Origin of the sequence: Streptomyces sp. NPDC002032 (genome assembly GCF_042890765.1) — a bacterium.
In the GTDB taxonomy this organism is placed as follows: Bacteria; Actinomycetota; Actinomycetes; order Streptomycetales; family Streptomycetaceae; genus Streptomyces.
This window is the reverse complement of record NZ_JBIASM010000004.1, coordinates 493,408-510,895: the sequence shown is the minus strand read 5'-3', so window position 1 is coordinate 510,895 and position 17,488 is coordinate 493,408. Positions and strand designations below refer to the sequence as shown.

15 protein-coding genes are annotated in these 17,488 nt (G+C 75.4%); 6 read left to right on the top strand and 9 right to left on the bottom strand.

Going from position 1 to position 17,488, the window contains the following annotated elements; genetic code table 11:
- Positions 1-38: 38 nt before the first annotated feature.
- The 3 genes from ACFYYT_RS13940 to ACFYYT_RS13930 all read right to left on the bottom strand — a co-directional run bounded on the left by ACFYYT_RS13940 (position 39) and on the right by ACFYYT_RS13930 (position 2,017).
- Positions 39-554, bottom strand: a complete 516-nt coding sequence (locus ACFYYT_RS13940; protein WP_351828239.1) for a protein phosphatase — start codon at positions 552-554, stop codon at positions 39-41.
- A 25-nt stretch (positions 555-579) separates the two neighbouring features.
- Positions 580-1,344 carry a hypothetical protein gene (locus tag ACFYYT_RS13935; protein WP_351828236.1) on the bottom strand — a complete coding sequence of 255 codons (765 nt, stop codon included), beginning with the start codon at positions 1,342-1,344 and terminating at the stop codon, positions 580-582.
- A gap of 223 nt (positions 1,345-1,567) precedes the next feature.
- Positions 1,568-2,017: a malectin domain-containing carbohydrate-binding protein gene (locus ACFYYT_RS13930; RefSeq protein WP_351828233.1), complete on the bottom strand. Its 450-nt coding sequence runs from the start codon at positions 2,015-2,017 to the stop codon at positions 1,568-1,570.
- Between ACFYYT_RS13930 and ACFYYT_RS13925 the strand changes: the two genes are divergently transcribed.
- On the top strand, positions 2,016-3,545 hold the full coding sequence (locus ACFYYT_RS13925) for an MFS transporter (RefSeq protein ID WP_351828231.1): 1,530 nt from the start codon (positions 2,016-2,018) through the stop codon (positions 3,543-3,545). The genes ACFYYT_RS13930 and ACFYYT_RS13925 overlap by 2 nt on opposite strands.
- A gap of 24 nt (positions 3,546-3,569) precedes the next feature.
- Positions 3,570-4,262, top strand: coding sequence for a DUF6629 family protein (locus ACFYYT_RS13920; RefSeq protein WP_388607895.1), 693 nt, complete (start codon positions 3,570-3,572; stop codon positions 4,260-4,262).
- On the opposite strand, the gene ACFYYT_RS13915 is transcribed toward ACFYYT_RS13920, so the two are convergent.
- Genes ACFYYT_RS13915 through ACFYYT_RS13905 form a run of 3 tightly spaced genes read right to left on the bottom strand, consistent with a single transcriptional unit; the run spans position 4,190 to position 6,785 of the window.
- On the bottom strand, positions 4,190-4,423 hold the full coding sequence (locus ACFYYT_RS13915; protein WP_388607892.1) for a DUF6126 family protein: 234 nt from the start codon (positions 4,421-4,423) through the stop codon (positions 4,190-4,192). The genes ACFYYT_RS13920 and ACFYYT_RS13915 overlap by 73 nt on opposite strands.
- A 34-nt stretch (positions 4,424-4,457) precedes the next feature.
- Positions 4,458-5,123: an XRE family transcriptional regulator gene (locus ACFYYT_RS13910; RefSeq protein WP_351828228.1), complete on the bottom strand. Its 666-nt coding sequence runs from the start codon at positions 5,121-5,123 to the stop codon at positions 4,458-4,460.
- Between the two features lie 57 nt (positions 5,124-5,180).
- Positions 5,181-6,785, bottom strand: a complete 1,605-nt coding sequence (locus ACFYYT_RS13905) for an ATP-dependent DNA ligase (RefSeq protein ID WP_351828296.1) — start codon at positions 6,783-6,785, stop codon at positions 5,181-5,183.
- 260 nt (positions 6,786-7,045) lie between these two features.
- On the opposite strand from ACFYYT_RS13905, the gene ACFYYT_RS13900 reads away from it, so the two are divergent.
- Entirely contained in the window at positions 7,046-9,775 is a 2,730-nt protein-coding gene (locus ACFYYT_RS13900; RefSeq protein ID WP_388607887.1) for an alpha/beta fold hydrolase, read from the top strand.
- Positions 9,772-10,767 carry an ABC transporter permease gene (locus ACFYYT_RS13895; protein ID WP_351827262.1) on the top strand — a complete coding sequence of 332 codons (996 nt, stop codon included), beginning with the start codon at positions 9,772-9,774 and terminating at the stop codon, positions 10,765-10,767. Before ACFYYT_RS13900 ends, ACFYYT_RS13895 begins: the two co-directional genes overlap by 4 nt.
- Positions 10,768-10,770: 3 nt before the next feature.
- Here the strand turns inward: ACFYYT_RS13895 and ACFYYT_RS13890 are convergent, their stop codons facing one another.
- From ACFYYT_RS13890 to ACFYYT_RS13880, 3 genes are all read right to left on the bottom strand, one after another.
- Complete coding sequence (locus ACFYYT_RS13890; RefSeq protein ID WP_351827265.1) at positions 10,771-11,562, bottom strand: polysaccharide deacetylase family protein; 792 nt, start codon at positions 11,560-11,562, stop codon at positions 10,771-10,773.
- A gap of 148 nt (positions 11,563-11,710) precedes the next feature.
- On the bottom strand, positions 11,711-12,658 hold the full coding sequence (locus tag ACFYYT_RS13885; RefSeq protein WP_351827267.1) for an aldo/keto reductase: 948 nt from the start codon (positions 12,656-12,658) through the stop codon (positions 11,711-11,713).
- Between the two features lie 239 nt (positions 12,659-12,897).
- Positions 12,898-14,688 (bottom strand): beta-galactosidase family protein, encoded by a 1,791-nt coding sequence (locus ACFYYT_RS13880; protein WP_351827270.1) that lies wholly within the window; start codon positions 14,686-14,688, stop codon positions 12,898-12,900.
- Between the two features lie 234 nt (positions 14,689-14,922).
- On the opposite strand from ACFYYT_RS13880, the gene ACFYYT_RS13875 reads away from it, so the two are divergent.
- Together ACFYYT_RS13875 and ACFYYT_RS13870 are read left to right on the top strand one after the other, a co-directional pair.
- Positions 14,923-16,035 (top strand): substrate-binding domain-containing protein, encoded by a 1,113-nt coding sequence (locus ACFYYT_RS13875; protein WP_351827273.1) that lies wholly within the window; start codon positions 14,923-14,925, stop codon positions 16,033-16,035.
- Between the two features lie 123 nt (positions 16,036-16,158).
- A complete protein-coding gene (locus ACFYYT_RS13870) occupies positions 16,159-17,478 on the top strand; it encodes a sugar ABC transporter substrate-binding protein (RefSeq protein WP_351827276.1) in 1,320 nt (439 codons plus the stop codon).
- Positions 17,479-17,488: the final 10 nt, after the last annotated feature.

Genomic DNA, 17,488 nt, shown 5'->3' with positions numbered 1-17,488 from the left:
CCGTACGTCGGCCCCTGCGGGCGCGCGCTCCGACTGCGCTACGGGAGTGGGTCGAGCCCGGTGAGCAGGGCCGCGGTGTCCAGCCCGGTGGCCAGGTAGTCGGTGAAGAGCCGGTTGTGCAGGGCCCAGCGGGAGCGCCTGCTCCGGATGAGGTCGACGGCCTCCGCGGCGGCCGAGCCGCGGCCGACGAGGCACTGGGCGACGACGAGGCCGGAGCGGTTGTAGCCGTGGAAGCAGCGCACCAGCGTCCTGCGCCCGGCGTGCAGGGCGAGCCCGGCGGCGCCGGCGAGACGGCGGACGGTGTCGAGCTGGGCGGCCGTGAGCGGTCCGTCGGGCATCTCGCCGACGAGGTGTTCGGCGTCCGGGCCGGGGCCGTGGCCGGGCCGGGAGTACAGGCTGATCACGAGATCGAACTCGTCGGTGACGATGGCGGGGCGGAGCTCGCCGGCGGAATCAACCCAGACGTGACCGCCCATCCAGAGGCCGGGGGTGATCTCGTCCCAGGGGCTGGTGGGGACGGGGGCGTCAGGGTTCTTCCAGCGGGGCTTCGTCATCGTGCCGGGATCGTACAACAGGTCCTCATACAGCGGGAGTTGACGCGAAGACGGCCTCACGGAAGGCAGTGCGCAGCGGGGTGTGCGGCGCGGTGGCGGCAGCGGCGGCGGGCGCGGCGCCGGGGACGAGGGCGGCCCAGCGGTCGTGCCGGGGGGAGATCCACAGGGCCGGGCCGTGGCCGGCCGGAGGGTGGTGGGCCCAGACGCCGGCGGGGGCGGGGTGCCAGAGCAGGCCCCGGGCGGGGGTGAGCTCGCCGGTGCGGATGCGCAGGGATTCCGCCGTCCAGGCCCGGCTGATGGGGTGGTCGGCGGTGGAGAGCAGGTGGCGCGGGAAGCGCACCAGGTCGGCCAGGGGTGCGTAGAGGGTGCCGTCGGCGAAGCGGGTGCGGGTCATGCCGAGCGGCCGCCAGATCCGGACCGGGGCGTACTCGGCCAGCGGGGTGCCGGTCAGGTGTTCGGCGAGGCGGGTGAGGGCGGCCAGGGCGGGCGGGCCGTCGCCTCGCGTGAGCAGGTGGTGGGCGGTGGCGCCGCCCGGCAGTCCCGCCGCGGCGGCCTCCCCGTAGGCGGTGAGCGGGGTGTGGAGGGCGAGTTCCCCGGCGGCGACGAGGCTGCCGAGGACGGGCCACAGGGCGAGCACCGCGGTGAGGCCGCCGACGTCCAGGGGGGCGTCGCGGTCACCGGGCGAGCCCGCGTGGACGGCGTCCGCCGACCCCGCCGCCCAGACGGCGTCCGGGTCGGCGGAGCGGACGAGGGCCTCGACTGCGCCCTCCTGCAAGCGGTGCGGGGTCATGTCCGGCACGCTACGTCGCCCCGCGCGGGCTCCCGGGCGCGTCGCGGCCCTGTCGCCGCCCGCCACCCGAATGCCGGGGGCGGGCGGCGGGCGGCGGGCGGCTAGCCCAGGTCGGGGCGGTCGGTCACCCGGAGGGTGTTGACCAGGGGCTTTCCGTAGCCGCTGTGCGTGACGAAGCGGACGTCGAGCAGGCCGTCGGTGACCTTGACCGGGTAGGTCCTGGTCAGGGCCGTGTGGCTGCCCGCCTCCAGGGAGATGTCCAGGGAGGGCAGGACCAGCGCGCCCTCGGCCAGGAGTCGAGGACGCGCCGGCCGGGCCGGGTGGAGGACAGTTCGGCGAAGCCGAGTTCCACGGTGTAGGTGCCGTTCGGCACGTTGTCGAAGCGGTACCCGTCCATGCCCTCGCGGGCGTTGCGGAACAGCTTCTGGTCCTGGGTGGCGGCGATGGCGCGCCCGGTGGACCGGACGGTGGAGGCGCCCCGGTACCCGTAGGAGCCGGGGCTGTACTTGCGGTCCGGGGACCAGGTGTCGCCCGCGACGTCGGTGGCGGCGCGGTCGGAGCCCGCGTCGAGGGCCGCCTGGTAGCGCGGGACGACGACGTCCGCGCCACCGGGCCCCCGCCGGGCCGGTCTCCGGCTGGCCCTTCCGGGCCGAGCGCGCCAGCCTGGGGACATGACCGATCCCGCACCTCCCGGCGCCGGCGCCGGCCATCGCCCCCGCACCGGCGAGGACCGCGCGCCCGGGGTTCCGCTGCGCTCCGCCCGGGGCCGGTGGATCCTGCTCGCCACCGTGCTCGGGTCGACCATGGCCCTGCTGGACTCGACCGTCGTCAACGTGGCGCTGCCGAGCATCGGGCGGGACCTCGGCGCCGACCTGGCGGTGCTCCAGTGGACCGTCAACGCCTACCTGCTGACCCTGGCCGGCCTGATCCTCGTCGGCGGGGCCCTCGGCGACCGGTTCGGACGCCGCAAGGTCTTCATGCTCGGCGTCGTGTGGTTCGCGGCCGGCTCGCTGCTGTGCGGCCTCGCGCCGAACGAGGGGGTGCTGATCGCCGCCCGCGCCCTCCAGGGCATCGGCGGAGCCCTGCTGACACCGGGTTCGCTGGCGCTGATCCAGGGCTCGATCCACGCGGAGGACCGGGCCCGGGCGGTGGGCCTGTGGTCGGGGTTCGGCGGGGTGGGCGCGGCCGTGGGGCCGTTCCTGGGGGGCTGGCTGGTGGACGGGCCGGGCTGGCGGTGGGTGTTCCTGATCAACGTGCCGGTGGCCGCGCTGTGCGTGCCGGTCGCGCTCAGACACGTACCGGAATCCCGCGACCCGCGGGCCCACGGGCGGTTCGACGTCCTCGGGGCGGTGCTCGGCGCCGCCTCCCTCGCCCTGGTCACCTACGCCCTCATCGAGGCGAGGAACGGCACCGCGCTGGTCGTGGCCGCGGCGGCCGGCGGCATCCTGCTGGGCGTCGCGTTCGTGTACGTCGAGCGGCGGCGGCCGGATCCGATGGTGCCGCCGGACATCTTCTCCTCCCGGCTGTTCACCGCCGTCAACCTGGTCACCCTGTGCGTGTACGCGGCCTTCGGCGGGTTCTTCTTCCTCGTCGTGCTCCAGCTCCAGGTCGTGGCCGGGTACTCGGCCCTGGCGGCGGGGGCCGCGCTGCTGCCGACCACCGCGCTGATGCTGCTGCTGTCGGCCCGCTCGGCGGCACTCGGCGAGCGGATCGGGCCGCGGATCCCGCTCACGGTCGGGCCCCTGCTGTGCGCGGCCGGAATGGTGCTGATGCTGCGCGTGGGTCCGGCGGCGTCCTACGTACAGGACGTGCTGCCGGCCCTGGTCGTGATGGGCGCCGGAATGGTCACCCTGGTGGCCCCGCTGACCGCCACCGTCCTGTCCTCGGTGGACCCCGGCCGGGCGGGCCTGGCCAGCGGCATCAACAACGCGGCGGCCCGGGCCGCCGGACTCCTCGCCGTGGCGGCCCTGCCGCTGCTGGCCGGAATGGGCCCGGACGCCTATCTGTCGGCCGGGGCCTTCGACGCCGCCTTCGGGCGGGCCATGCTCTGGTGCGCGGGGGTGCTCGTGCTCGGCTCGGTACTGGCCTGGGCGACCGTACGCTCCCCCGCCCCCGGAGAACCCCACCCCCACCAGCAGTGCCGCACCCAGTGCGGGGTCACCGCACCCCCGCTGGAGCCCCCGGCCACGGCCGACGGGTGAGACACGGGCGATCCGGGGCCCCGCGTGTGCTGGAGCACGGCCGCGGACCTGACGGCGGGCACGGTGGTGACCGCCGTCGGGGTGGTGTGCGTGGCGCGCGTACGCCGGGCCCGCGACCTGCCCGTCGCCGCGCTGCCGCTGCTGCTGGGCGCCCACCAGCTGATCGAGGCCGCCGTCCGGGACACGGGCGGCGGCTGCGGTCCGGCGACCACGGCCTGGGCGGTGATCGCCCTGCCGCTGCTGCCCGTCTGGGTGCCGTTCGGGGTGCTGCTGGCCGCCGGGCCCGGGGCTGGACGCCGACTGTGGGCCACCGCGGCCGTCGGCCTCGCCACCGGCGCGGTGCTCGCGTACTGCCTCGCGACCCGGCCGGTGACCGCCGAGGTGCGGGGGCTGCTGGTCCGCTACGGGGTGGACGTGCCGTACGCCCCGCTCGTCGCGGCGGGCTACGTGTACGCCACCCTCGGCGCCCTGCTGCTCGGCCGGGACCCCCGGCTGCGACGGCTGGGCGCCGTCCTGGCCGCCGGGGCGCTCGTCTGCGCGGCGCTGTGGCGCCTCGCGTTCGCCTCGACGTGGTGCGCCTTCGCCGCGGTGGCCTCGCTGCTGGTGCTCGGCTGGGTGCGGCGGCCGGGGGCGCCCGGCGGGGGCTACTGGTTCTGGCCGCCCAGCACGAAGAGGAGGTACACGAAGAAGGCGAAGAGGTGGCCGACGAACAGGTAGGCGACCAGCCGGATGACGAGGCCGCGCGGGAAGCGCGACTCGACGCGGCCCAGCAGGCCGGCCGGCCGGGTCCCGGTATCGGTATCGGCAGCGGTTTCGGTTTCGGTTTCGGCGCTGATGTCGGTTTCGGCGACGGCGGGCTGCTCGGTCGTGCTGGGCATGTGCTCCCCCTGGGTCATGGGTACGGCTCCTCGGCTATCGGTGGTGCGTGGCGGCGCCGCCGAGACACAGCCCGGCGAGGCTGCTCTGCAGCAGGGTGTGGACGAACAGGAGCTCGGCTCCGCCGTGCCCCGGCGCTCCGATCCGGTGCGGGGTGAGCGAGTCGAAGTGCGCGCTGTCGCCCGGCTCCAGCAGGTACTCGGTCTCCCCCAGGCGCAGCCGCAACTGCCCGGTGAGCACGTACAGCCACTCCTCCCCGGGATGTACGCGGACCAGCTCGCCCTGGCTGCGCCCCTGGGGGACGTGCACGCGCAGCGCCTGCATCCCCCGCCCGGAGCCCCCGGCCTGCCAGTACGTCCACCCGTCGGCCTCGCGGGCGCCGGGACCGCCGGCCCGTACGACGGGGTCGGCGACGGCCTGGGTCTCTCCGAGCAGCTCCGAGACGGTGGTCCCGTAGGTGCGGGCCAGTCCCAGCAGCAGCGGCAACGAGGGCTGGCGGCGGCCCGTCTCCAGCCGGGACAGGTGGGCGGGCGAGAGCCGGGCCCGCGCGGCGGCTGCCTCCAGGGTGAGTCCGGCGCGGCGGCGCAGTTCGCGCAGCTGCGGGGCGACGGCGGGCAGCTCGTCGGTGGCGGCCGGGTCGGGGTTACCCTCGTGGGGGTGGCCCTCGTCGGGGCGGCCGGGCCCCTCGGCACTGGGGTTCATGCTCCGATTGAGCCAGAAAGTTGCCCCTCGGGCAATTTTCTTGCCTCTGAGGCAAAATCAGCCCTCGGCCGCGCTTCCGCCGCCGCCCGGCGCACCACCGCCTTGCGGGCCGCCGTCACCGCCGTCACCGCCGTGGCCACCCTGTTCCAGCACCGTCTCCACGGTGTCCGCCTGCTCGGCGGTCTTGTCCGGCCGGTGGCGCAGCACCCGGGCGAAGCGCAGGGCGACCCCGGCCGGGTAGCGCGGGGAGCGTTGGAGGCCGTCGTAGGCGATCTCGACCACCAGTTCGGGCCGGACCCTGACCGTGAAGCCGTCGTCGCTCTCGGCGAGTTCGGTCAGCCGCCCGGTCTGCCAGCGGAGCATCTCGTCGGTGAGTCCCTTGAAGGTCTTGCCGAGCATCGCGTACGTGCCGTCGGCGGCCCGTGCGCCGAGGTGCAGGTTCGAGAGGAGGCCGGTACGGCGTCCGTGGCCCCGTTCGGCGGCGAGCACGACCAGGTCGAGGGTGTGCACCGGCTTGACCTTGAGCCAGCGCTTGCCGCGCCGGCCCGCCGCGTAGGGAGAATCGAGGGCCTTGACGACGACGCCCTCGTGGCCCCGGTCCAGGGCCTCGGCCAGGAACGCCTCGGCGTCGGCCCCCCTTTCCGACGGATCCTCCACCACCAGCCGGCGCACCCGGGCGGTCTCGGGGACGAGCGCGGCCAGGGCCTCGTACCGCTCGCGGACCGGCAGGTCGAGCAGCACCCGGTCACCGACGGCCAGCAGGTCGAAGAAGTACGGGGTCACCGCGAGGGTGCGCCGGGCGGCCGCCACGTCCAGCCGCGACCCGACCCGGGAGGCGATCTCCTGGAAGGGCACGGGTCGCCCGTCGGCGCCGCGTCCGATGACCTCGCCGTCGAGGATGAACCGCTCCCCCGGCAGGCTCCGGGCCAGCTCCGCGACCTCCGGCAGCCGGTCGGTGATCTCGTCCAGGGACCGGGTGTGGATCCGCACCTCGTCCCCCGACCGGTGGACCTGGACGCGGATCCCGTCGAGCTTCTCCTCCACGGCGCAGGGCCCCAGCGCGGTCAGGGCGTCCGCCACGGACCGGGCGGTCCCGGCGAGCATCGGCTGGACGGGCTGCCCGACGCGCAGTGTCACCCCGCGCAGCGCGGCGGCCCCCTCGGCGAGCACGGCCGCCGCCACCCTGGGCAGGGAGCCGTCCAGCATCACGGCCCGCCGCAGGTCGGCGGCCGGGACCCCGGCGGCCTTGGCCACCCCTTCCAGGGCCACCGCGTCCAGCGCCCCCTGGCGCACCTCCCCGGACAGCAGGCTCCGCAGGAACCGCTGTTCGTCGGCGGTGGCGGCGCCCAGCAGGGCGTCGACGATCCGGTCCCGCTCCGCCCGCGCCCCCGGGCCCGCGACCGCGGCCAGCTCCGCCACCGCCGCGTCGACCGCCCCGACGGTGAGGGTGGGCCCGGGCGCCGGGGGCGCCTCCCGGCCCAGGGTGCGCCAGCCGACGCCCGGGCGGCCCTGCGGGAGCCGTCCGGAAAGGTAGGAGATGACCAGTCCGGCCTCCTCGGCGGGGGCGGCCGCGAACAGCTCCGCGAGCAGGGCGGTCTTGCGTGAGCGGGCGGCGGTCCCGGCGACTTCCCGGGACACGCGCGCGACCTCGGCCAGCAGCATGCCGCCCATCCTCCCGCCGCCCGGGCCCGCGCGCAGGTCGACGGGGGCCGTGCGTACGAAGGACGGCCGTGCGTACGGAGGACGGCCGCCGCCGGCCCGTGCCGCCGCGCCCGGCCGGCACCCCCCCGTGGCCGCCGCGCCCGGCCGCCGCCCGTACCACGGGCGCGGTACGCCGGGCGGGACCGCGTACGCCTGGAGAAGGGGCGGGGCTCACCCTGAGGGAGCCCGCACACGGCGATCACTGGTCGTAGGGTTCCCCTATGAAGCCACGACTGCCCCGGCGGCGCCGCGACCGCCTGCTCGCCGGCGCCGCCGCCCTCGCGGTCCTGGCCGGCGCCGGTACCTGGACGGCGGCCGCCGCGTCCGGGGACGCCCCGGCCGTGCACCGCGAGGACCGGACGCTGGACCTGCCGGGCCCGGACGCGGCCGGAGCCCGGATCGACACCTCCTTCTTCACCGCGGGGGACGCCGGCCGGCGCCGCCCCGCGGTACTCCTCGGGCACGGCTTCGGCGGCAGCAAGGACGACGTACGGGCCCAGGCCGAGCGGCTGGCCCGCGACGGGTACGCCGTCATGACCTGGTCGGCGCGCGGTTTCGGCCGATCCGGCGGCAAGATCGGCCTGAACGACCCCGATCACGAGGTCAAGGACGTCTCCGCGCTGATCGACTGGCTGGCCCGCAGGCCCGAGGTCCGCCTCGACGGGGACGGCGATCCGCGCGTGGGCGTGGCCGGGGCCTCGTACGGGGGTGCGATCTCACTGCTGGCCGCAGGGTACGACCGGCGGGTGGACGCCATCGCTCCGCAGATCACGTACTGGAACCTCGCCGACGCCCTGTTCCCGCAGGGCGTCTTCAAGAAGCTGTGGGCCGGGATCTTCTTCACCACGGGCGCCGCGGGCGGCCTCCAGCCGGCGCCGGTCACGGCGCCGGCGGCGGGGAACGCCGGTCCGCAGGCCCCCGGCTGCGGACGGTTCGAGGCGCAGCTGTGTGCCATGTACGAGCGAGTCGCTGTCGCCGGGAAGCCCGACGCCGAGGCGCGCGAGCTCCTGGAGCGGCGCAGCCCCTCGGCCGTCGGCGACCGGATCAAGGTGCCGACCCTGATCGTGCAGGGCCAGGACGACTCCCTCTTCCCGCTGGACCAGGCCGACGCGATGGCCCGGACCATCGCGGCGAACGGCGCCCCCGTCTCCGTGGACTGGGCGGCGGGCGGGCACGACGGCGGCATGCGCGAGTCCGGCCGCGTCGAGGCCCGGGTGACGCAGTGGTTCGACCGCTACCTGAAGGGGGACGAGGGCGCCGGTACGGGCCCGGCCTTCCGGGTGTCGCGCTCCGGCGGTCTCGACTCCACCGACGGGCTGGTCAAGCTGCGCGGCGCGAGCGGTGACCGCTACCCCGGCCTCACCTCCTCCCCGCGCGAGGTCCCGCTGACCGGACGGGAGCAGACCTTCGCCAATCCGGCGGGCGGCGCCCCGCCCGCGCTGTCCTCGCTGCCCGGCATCGGCGGCCAGCTCGCCTCGCTCGGCGCGGGGCTCGCGCTCGACTTCCCGGGGCAGAACGCCCGCTTCGAATCGGCGCCGCTGAGCGAGGAGCTGCGGGTCACCGGGACCCCGACCCTCACCCTGAACGTGAGGTCGACGGCTGCGGACGGGGCGGCCGTCCTGTTCGGCAAGGTGTACGACGTGGGGCCCGACGGCCGCCAGCAGGTGCTGCCGGGCCAGCTGGTCGCGCCGGTGCGGGTGGAGGACGCCGGGCAGGGCCGCAGCGTGCGGCTGCGGCTCCCCGCGATCGACCACTCCGTCCAGGCCGGGCACCGGCTGCGGGTGGTGGTCGCCGCCACCGACCTCGGCTACGCCTCCCCCGCCGCGCCCGCCGCCTACACCGTCTCGGCGCAGGGCCCGCTGGCCGTGCCCGTCGCGGACGGGGTCCGCACGGCCGCGGCCGGCCTGCCCTCCTGGGTGTGGTGGCTGCCGCTCGGCGCGCTGGCGCTGGCCGCGGGGCTGCTCGGGGTCCGGCGCACCGGCGGGGGCCGCGGGGCGGTGCGGGCGGGCGCAGCGCAGCCCGAACCCGCGCTGGCCGACGTACCGCTGGACATCACCGGGCTGACGAAGCGGTACGCCAAGGCACGGGACCGCTACGCCGTGCGGGACCTGTCCTTCCGGGTGGAGAAGGGCCAGGTGCTCGGTCTGCTCGGGCCCAACGGGGCCGGGAAGACCACCACCCTGCGCATGCTGATGGGGCTGATCGCGCCGGACGCCGGGGAGGTACGGGTGTTCGGGCATCCGATCCGGCCGGGGGCTCCCGTGCTGTCGCGGGTCGGGGCGTTCGTGGAGGGCGCCGGCTTCCTGCCGCACCTGACGGGCCGCGCCAACCTGGAGCTGTACTGGCAGGCCACCGGCCGGCCCGCCGAGGACGCGCACCTGGCCGAGGCCCTGGAGATCGCCGGGCTCGGCGACGCCCTGGAGCGGGCGGTGCGCACCTACTCGCAGGGCATGCGGCAGCGGCTCGCCATCGCCCAGGCCATGCTGGGCATGCCCGACCTGCTGATCCTCGACGAGCCGACCAACGGTCTGGACCCGCCGCAGATCCGCGAGATGCGCGACGTGATGATCCGGTACGCGGCCGGCGGGCGGACGGTCATCGTCTCCAGCCACCTGCTGTCCGAGGTGGAGCAGTCCTGCACGCACCTGGTGGTCATGGACCGTGGGCGCCTGGTGCGGGCGGGCGAGGTCGCCGAGATCACCGGCGGCGGGAACACCCTGCTGGTCGCGCTGGAGCGCCCGGTGGACGGGGTCACCGTCGAGAAGGTCGCGGCCCTGGAGGGCGTGGCCTCGGCGGTGGCCGGAGACGGCGGGATCCTCGTGCGCCTGGACGGGGCGACGCCCGCCGCGCTGATCGCCGAGCTCGTACGGCTGGACGTGCCGGTGTCGGCGGTGGGACCCCACCGCCGGCTGGAGGACGCCTTCCTCACCCTGATCGGAGGTACGGCATGAGCGCCGTCCAGGAGAACGGAACCGGAACCGCGGCGGCCGGGGCCGCGGCATCGGACGCGGATGCGGCTTCGGCGTCGGCTTCGGGCGCGGGCTCGGGCGCGGGGGCGGGCTCGGGCACGGCCTCGGGCTCGGGCTCGGCCGAGACCGCGCCCGGCTACCGGGCGGGCCGGACGCTGCCGCTGCGCGTGGAGGCGCTGCGGCAGTGGCGCAGGCGGCGGACGCTGGTGATGGGCGGCGTGCTGGCCGCACTGCCCTTCGTCATGATCGTCGCCTTCGCGGTGGGCGGCGGCCCGGACAACGGGGCGGCCGGCGGAAACGGCCGGATCAGCCTGATCGACTCGGCGACGGCCTCGGGCGCGAACTTCGCCGTGACCTGCCTGTTCGTGTCGGCCGGCTTCCTGCTGGTGGTGCCGGTGGCGCTGTTCTGCGGGGACACCGTCGCCTCGGAGGCCGGCTGGTCCTCGCTGCGCTATCTGCTGGCCTCGCCGGTGCCGAGGGCGCGGCTGCTGTGGAGCAAGCTGGTGGTGGCACTGGGCTTCAGCCTCGCCGCGATCGTGCTGCTGCCGGCGGTCGCGCTGGCGGCGGGTACGGCCGCGTACGGGTGGGGGCCGCTGAAGCTGCCCACCGGCGGGATGCTGCCGGCCGGGGACGCCCTGCCGCGCCTCGCGCTGGCGGTCGTCTTCGTCTTCGTGTCGCAGCTGGTCACGGCGGGGCTGGCGTTCTGGCTGTCGACGCGGACGGACGCGCCGCTGGGCGCGGTGGGCGGGGCCGTCGGGCTGACCATCGTGGGAAACGTGCTCGACGCGGTGACGGCCCTGGGATCGTGGCGGGAGTTCCTGCCCGCGCACTGGCAGTTCGCGTGGGCGGACGCCCTTCAGCCTCAGCTGGAGTGGGGCGGGATGATCAAGGGGTCGGTGCTGTCGGTGTCGTACGCGGTGGTGCTGTTCGCGCTCGCCTTCCGCGGGTTCGCCCGCAAGGACATCGTGTCCTGACAATCAGGCGCGCGCCGCGGTGAGGAACGAGCGGAGGTCGACGATCCCGTAGCCGGCGGCGTGCGCCTCGTCGATGATCCGGGGCAGCGCGCGGGCATCGAGGACGACGCCGTCTCCGGTGCTGCCGACGTGCATCTGGATCACGCATCCGGGGGTGAAGGCCTCGACGGCCCGGCTGACCGCCCGGTCGACGGTCATGCCGCCCTCGGGGCCCAGGTACCCGTTGGTGTCGGCGGTGAACTCCATCACCGCGTAGCCGAGGTCGTTCACGTCGGCGACCGAGGCTTCGGTGGTCGCGCTGTACGGGAAGCGGAAGAGCGGCAGGGGCTCGGCCCCGCAGGCGGCGCGGATCGCGGCGTCGGCGCGGCGCACCTCGTCGGCGCGCTCCTCGGTGTCGAGGTCGCCGAAGTCGGGGTGGGTGTGCGAGTGGTTGCCCAGGCCGTGGCCGGCGGCCATCGCGCGGACGGCGGCGGGGTGTTCCTGCGCGAATCCGCCGGTGGGGAAGAAGGTGGCGGCCAGCTTCCGCCGCCGCAGTTCGGCGAGGACGTCGTCGAGCCCGCTCTCGTCCCAGGCGGCGTTGAAGGTGAGCGCCACGACCTTCCGGGTGGTGGGCAGCCGGCGGATCTCGGCGCCCATCCAGGAGGCGGGCGGGCGCGGAGCGCCTGCGGGGCCGCCGGGCCGGTGGCGGGCCGCCGCCGCGGCGGTGGGGGCGAAACGGCTTGTGGCGGCGAGTGCCGCCGTCGCCCCCGTCGCGGCCAGGGCCGCCAGCGCCGCGCGTCGTGCGGTATCCGTCACCGTGGCTCACTCCCTCCGGCGGGGGCCGCGCTCACGGTCCCGTTCTGTCCGGAACTGTGCGGGAGGGAGCGGCCCCGGGCGCGCAGGCCGCGCCGCGCACCCGGGTGATCCGCCGGTCCGGCGGTCCGCCGGTCCGCCGGTCCGCCGACTACGCCGGTACGGCCGCCGCGGCGTCGATCTCGGCCAGCAGCTCCGGCTCCAGCGGGCGGCCGGCCACCGCCGCGTTGGCGCGTACCTGCTCGGCCGAGGTGGCACCGGCGATGACGGAGGCGCAGCCGGGCTGGGCGGAGAGCCAGCCGATGGCGAGCTCCAGGAGGGTGCGCCCGTGCTTTTCGGCGATCACCGCGAGGGCTTCCACCGTGTCCAGGCGCTCCTCGGTGAGGTAGGAGTCGCGCCCTTCGAGGCGGGAGCCCGCCGGTACGGGGGCACCCCGCCGGATCTTGCCGGTGAGCAGGCCGTTGGCCAGCGGGAAGTACGGCAGGACGCCGACTCCGTAGTGCACGGCGGCCGGGACGAGCTCCCGCTCGGCGGAGCGCTGGAGCAGCGACCACTCGTTCTGCGCCGAGACGAAGGGGACCGCGCCGGTGTCGCGGGCCACGTGGGCGGCTTCGGCGAGCTGCCAGCCGCTGAAGTTGGAGTGCCCGATGTAGCGGATCTTCCCTTCGGTGACGAGCTCGGTGAGCGCGGCGAGGGTTTCCGCGATGGGCGTGGCGGGGTCGGGGCTGTGCAGCTGGTAGAGGTCGATGTGGTCGGTCTCCAGGCGCCGCAGGGACTCCTCGACGGCCCGCCGGATGTAGCCGCGGCCGCCGCGGGACCCGGCGGCGGGCCCGTAGCCCATGTCGACGCCGTCGTAACCGAACTTGGTGGCCAGCACCACCTGGTCCCGGCGGCCCTTGAGGGCCTGGCCGAGGTGGCTCTCGGACCCGCCGGCGCCACCGTAGATGTCGGCGGTGTCGAGGAGGGTGATGCCCGCGTCGAGGGCGGCGTCGACGACGGCACGGGTGCCCGCGGCGTCGAGGCGGCCGCCGAAGTTGTTGCAGCCGAGGCCGACCGCGGAGACTTGCAGACCTGAACTGCCCAGCGGGTGATAGCGCATGCGGGCTCTTCCTCCACACTCGTCCGATACATGATCAATACAACGGTCCCGAGTCTAGACACATGGTCCTTCGCGGGCACGGTGTTCGGCGCCGCCCCGCGTGAACAGCGTGTGACGGGGTCAGAAGGGGCCCGCGAGGCGCTTGCCCACCGGCCCGGTCCGGCCCGGTCCGGCCCGGTCCGGGGAGAGCGGCCGTATTCCAGCAGCCGTTGACGAGCCCGCGGCCGGCATGACCCGCCTCACGATTCCAGGGTGACGACCGTCGGGTGCCCGAGGTCGGGCCGGTCGCGCAGGGGCAGGGTGGCGCCGGGACGCTCCAGTTCGAGCAGGACGATCTCGTTGCGGCCGGCGCGCCAGAGCGGGGCGGGTGCGTACAGGGTGCGCTGGGGGCCGCGCGGGGTGTCGTAGTGGCCGAGCAGGAAACCGTTGAGCCAGACGAGGCCGGTCCCCCAGTCACGGAGGTCGACGAAGCCGTCGGCGGGGGTGCCGGTGGAGTCGTGGGTGAAGCGGTGGAAGGCGGGGGTGGCGTCGCGGGGGTGGCCGGCGGACCAGTCGAGGGCGGTGAGGTCGGTGAGCGGCAGGGGACGGATCTCCCACCCGAAGAGGTGCTGGTGTCCGTGGCGGACGGCGCGCCAGATGCCCTTGCGGTCGTCGAGCAACGGCCCGTAGTTGACCCGCCCCTGGGCCCGCACCAGCAGGTCGAGCACCACGCCGTCCTCGCCGACGGCCAGGTCGAGCCCTTCGTCGGGGGCGTTGCGGTCGAGGACGCCGAGGGGGCGTCCGTCGGCGAAGACGTACGCGCGGTCGCCGAGCCCGTCGATCCTGACGGGCATCGCCGGGCGCGGGCCGGTGACGGTGGTGCGGTAGTGGATCAGCCCGTGGGACTGGCCGAGCTTCTCCATGGACTCGGGCGCGGGACGCAGGTGGGGCGGCCCCGCGAGCGGGCCGAGCGCGGGGAGCAGGGGCGCGGTGCCCGCCGGGAGGGCCTCTGCGGGAGCCATCCGGGGGCGGGGCGCGGGCAGCGGGTCCGGCGGCAGGGGCACGTACTTGCCGATGACCTCGCGGAACGCGTTGAACTTGGGGGTCAGTTCGCCGGCCTCGCCGATCGGCGCGTCGTAGTCGTAGCTGGTGACGGTGGGCTGGTAGCCGGGGTCGCAGGGGCGCGAGCCGGTGTGGTTGGCTCCGGCCCAGAAGCCGAAGTTGGTGCCGCCGTGGGCCATGTAGAGGTTGACGGAGGCTCCGCTGGCGAGGAGTTCGTCCAGCGCTTCGGCGGCGTCCGCGACCGCGCGCACGTGGTGGTCCTCGCCCCAGTGGTCGAACCAGCCGATCCAGAACTCCATCGCGGTGAGCGGGCCGGTCCGCTGGTGGCGGCGCAGGGCGGCGAGCCGTTCGGCGGGGCGCGCGCCGAAGGTGGCGGTCGCGAGGCGGCCGGGCACCGTGCCGCCCTGGAGCATCGCGTCCTCGGGCCCGTCGGCGGTGAACAGCAGGCAGTCGACGCCGCGTTCGGTCAGGGCCCGTTCGACGTGGGCGCGGTAGGGGCGGTCGTTGCCGTAGGAGCCGTACTCGTTCTCGATCTGTACGGCGACCACCGGACCGCCCCGGCCCGCGAGGTGGGGCAGCAGCTCGGGGACGACGAGGTCGAACCAGCCGTCGGCCTCGGCCAGAAAACGGGGGTCGAAGCAGCGCAGGCGCAGGCCGTCGACGGCCAGGAGGCGGGCGGGCAGGCCGCCGAAGTCCCATTCGGCGCAGATGTAGGGGCCCGGGCGGACGATGGCGTCGAGACCGAGGTCCTGCGCGGTGCGCAGGAAGCGGCCGACATCGCGCCAGCCCGTGAAGTCGGCCTCGCCGGGGGCGGTCTCGTGGAAGTTCCAGGGGACGTAGGTGTCCACGGTGTTCGCGCCCAGCGCGCGCAGCCGCCGGAGCCGGTCCTCCCACAGATCGGGATGGATCCGGAAGTAGTGCAGGGCGCCCGAGACGATGCGGTGGGGGCGGCCCGCGCGACGGAATCCGTCCTGGTCGTACGTGAGCATGCGCTGACTCCCGGGGAGAAGGCCGGCTGGGACGCCGTCGGGTGCTGGGGCGGCGTGGGGGTTGGGGCGGCGTGGGGCGGGGTGGCGCGTGGGACGCCGCCGAATATATGAACGGGTCGTCCACCCCGTCAATGAGCGGTTGAGCAGATCGATCAAATCGATCGTTTCGATTGCCTATGATGGCGAGCGACCCGGCCGGCCGATCTCCGGCGGGCCCGACTCCAGGGGGACATCGTGCGACCACATGTGGACCAGCGGCAGGCCCGGGTGCTCGCACTCGTGCGGGAGCGGGGCAGCGTGCGGGTGGCGGAGCTGGCCGTGGAGCTGGGGATCTCCCCCGTGACGCTGCGGCGGGACGTCGAGGCGATGGCGGCCCGGGGGGAGATCCACCGGATGCACGGGGTGATCAGCCGGGTGGCCGAGCCCCTTCCGGGGCGGGGAGCGGCGCCCGGCCCGGGGGCGGGTGGCGGCACCGGGCTGGTGGTCGGGATGGTCGTGCCGACGACCGAGTACTACTACGCCGACGTGGTGCGGGGCGCGCGGGAGGTGGTCGAGGCGCGGGGCGCCCGGCTGACCGTGGGGCTGACCCGGTACCTGCCGGGCGAGGACCGGACCCAGGCCGACCGGCTGCTGTCGACCGGTGCCGACGGACTGCTGCTGACCCCGAACTGGGGCTCCGGCGCGGCGGGTCCCGGGGAGGGGGCCTGGACGGCGGGACTGCCGGTGCCGGTGGTGCTGGTGGAGCGGTGGGCACCGCCGGGGCACCCCGGGGCGGCGCTGGACCGGGTGGTGTCGGACCACGCGCACGGAGCGGCGCGGGCGGTGCAGCATCTGGCGGAGCGGGGCCACCGGCGGATCGCGCTGGCCAGCCAGGAGACGCCGACGTCGGCGCGGCTGCGGGCCGGGTACGAGGCGGCCGTGGCGGCGCTCGGGCTGGAGCCGGCGCCGCCGTGGCCACCGGCAGAGTCGGGCGCCGGGGCGGGGGTGGGCGCCGGGGCGGGGGCGGGCGCGCTGTCGGTGGCGGACCGGTTCGCGCGGACCCTGGAGTACCTGTACCGGGCCGTGACGGAGGACGGGGTGACCGCGGCCCTGATCCACAGCGACACGGACGCCATCATGCTGATCCCCCGCCTCCAGGCGCGGGGGGTACGGGTGCCGGAGGACCTGGCCGTGATCACCTACGACGACGAGGTGGCCGGGCTGGCCGACGTACCGCTGTCGGCGGTGGCGCCGGCCAAGCGCGAGGTGGGGGCGCGGGCGGCGGCCCTGCTGCTGGACCGGCTGTCGGGGGACGAGAGCCCGCGGCAGCACCTGGAACTGCTCCCCCGGCTGAGCGTCCGGTCATGACGGTCACTCCGAACTGATTGTTTCGATCGAGTTGCGCGTTCGCTCTTGACGGTCTCCGGGTCGGCACAAAAGATGGGCCTCCATCCGCCACCGCACCCGGTCGTCGTCCGTAGGAGCCGAACCATGCCGCGCAGCTTCCGCACGCCCCGCATCGCCCTCACCGTCTCCGCGTCGATCGTTTCGCTCGCCCTCCTCGCCACCGCGTGCGGCCGGGGGGCGGGCACGGAGGCGGCCGGGGCGGAGGCGGCCGCCTCCGGGCCCGTCACGCTCACGTACTGGTCCTCCTCGGCGGGGGCGCAGCAGACGGCGGACGCGTTCAACAAGACGCACCCCGGCATCCAGGTGCGGTTCTCCGCGGTGCCCGGTGGTCCCGACGGGGCAGCGAAGCTGGCGAACGCGGTCAAGGGCGGCAACGCACCCGACATCGCCACGATGGACTACTCCGCGCTCCCCGAGTTCTCGAGCGGCGGCAACCTGGAGGACCTGAGCGCGACGTCCGGCGAGCTCGTCTCCGCGAAGTTCCCGGAGGCGGTCCAGTCCCTGGTGAAGCTGGGCGGCCGGACCTGGGCGGTGCCCTTCGACGTCACACCGCTCGAACTGTTCTACCGCAAGGACATCTTCGAGAAGCACGGGGTGGCCGTGCCCCGGACGTGGGAGGAGTACAAGGCCGCGGGCGAGAAGATCAACCGGGCGGACCCCTCGGTACGGATAACCAACTTCGGCGGCGGCGACCCGGCGTTGCTGGCCGGGCTGGCGTGGCAGGCCGGTGCCCGCTGGTACGGCACCGACGGCGACCGGTGGAAGGTCGCCATCGACGATCCCGCGTCGCGGAAGGTCGCCGGGTACTGGAACGGGCTGATGGCCTCGGGCGTCGCGTCGAAGACTCCGCTGTGGGGTGAGGGCGAGGCCAAGGAGCGCAGCTCGGGGCAGGTCGCGACGGTGATCGGCGCCGCGTGGACGGCGGGTACCTTCCTGGCGAACTACCCCGACCTCAAGGGCAAGTGGGGTATCGCCCCGCTGCCGACCTGGGACGGCAAGCCCGCGACGGGGATGTACGGCGGCACCTCGTACATCGTGCCGAAGGGCAGCAAGCAGACGAAGGCGGCGGCGGAGTTCATCCGGTGGGTCACCACCGAACCCGAGGCGATCAAGGCCCGACTGAGCTCCCTGAAGGCACCGAGCAGCGCGCTGCCGGCCAACCCGGCGATGCGGGCGGAGGCGGCGAAGCTGTTCGACGCCTCGTACTTCGAGGGGCAGGACCCGTACGCCCTCGCGGGCGAGGCGGCGGGGACGGTGCTGCCCGGCTGGACGTGGGGGCCGGTGCAGCTCCAGGTCAACGCGGCGCAGGGGGCCGCCGGGGCGGACCTGGTGAAGTCCCTGTCGGAGGGCCAGTCGGCCGCCGAGAAGGCCATCCAGTCCCGCGGCCTCGCCCTGGCCCCCTGATGCGCCGGCA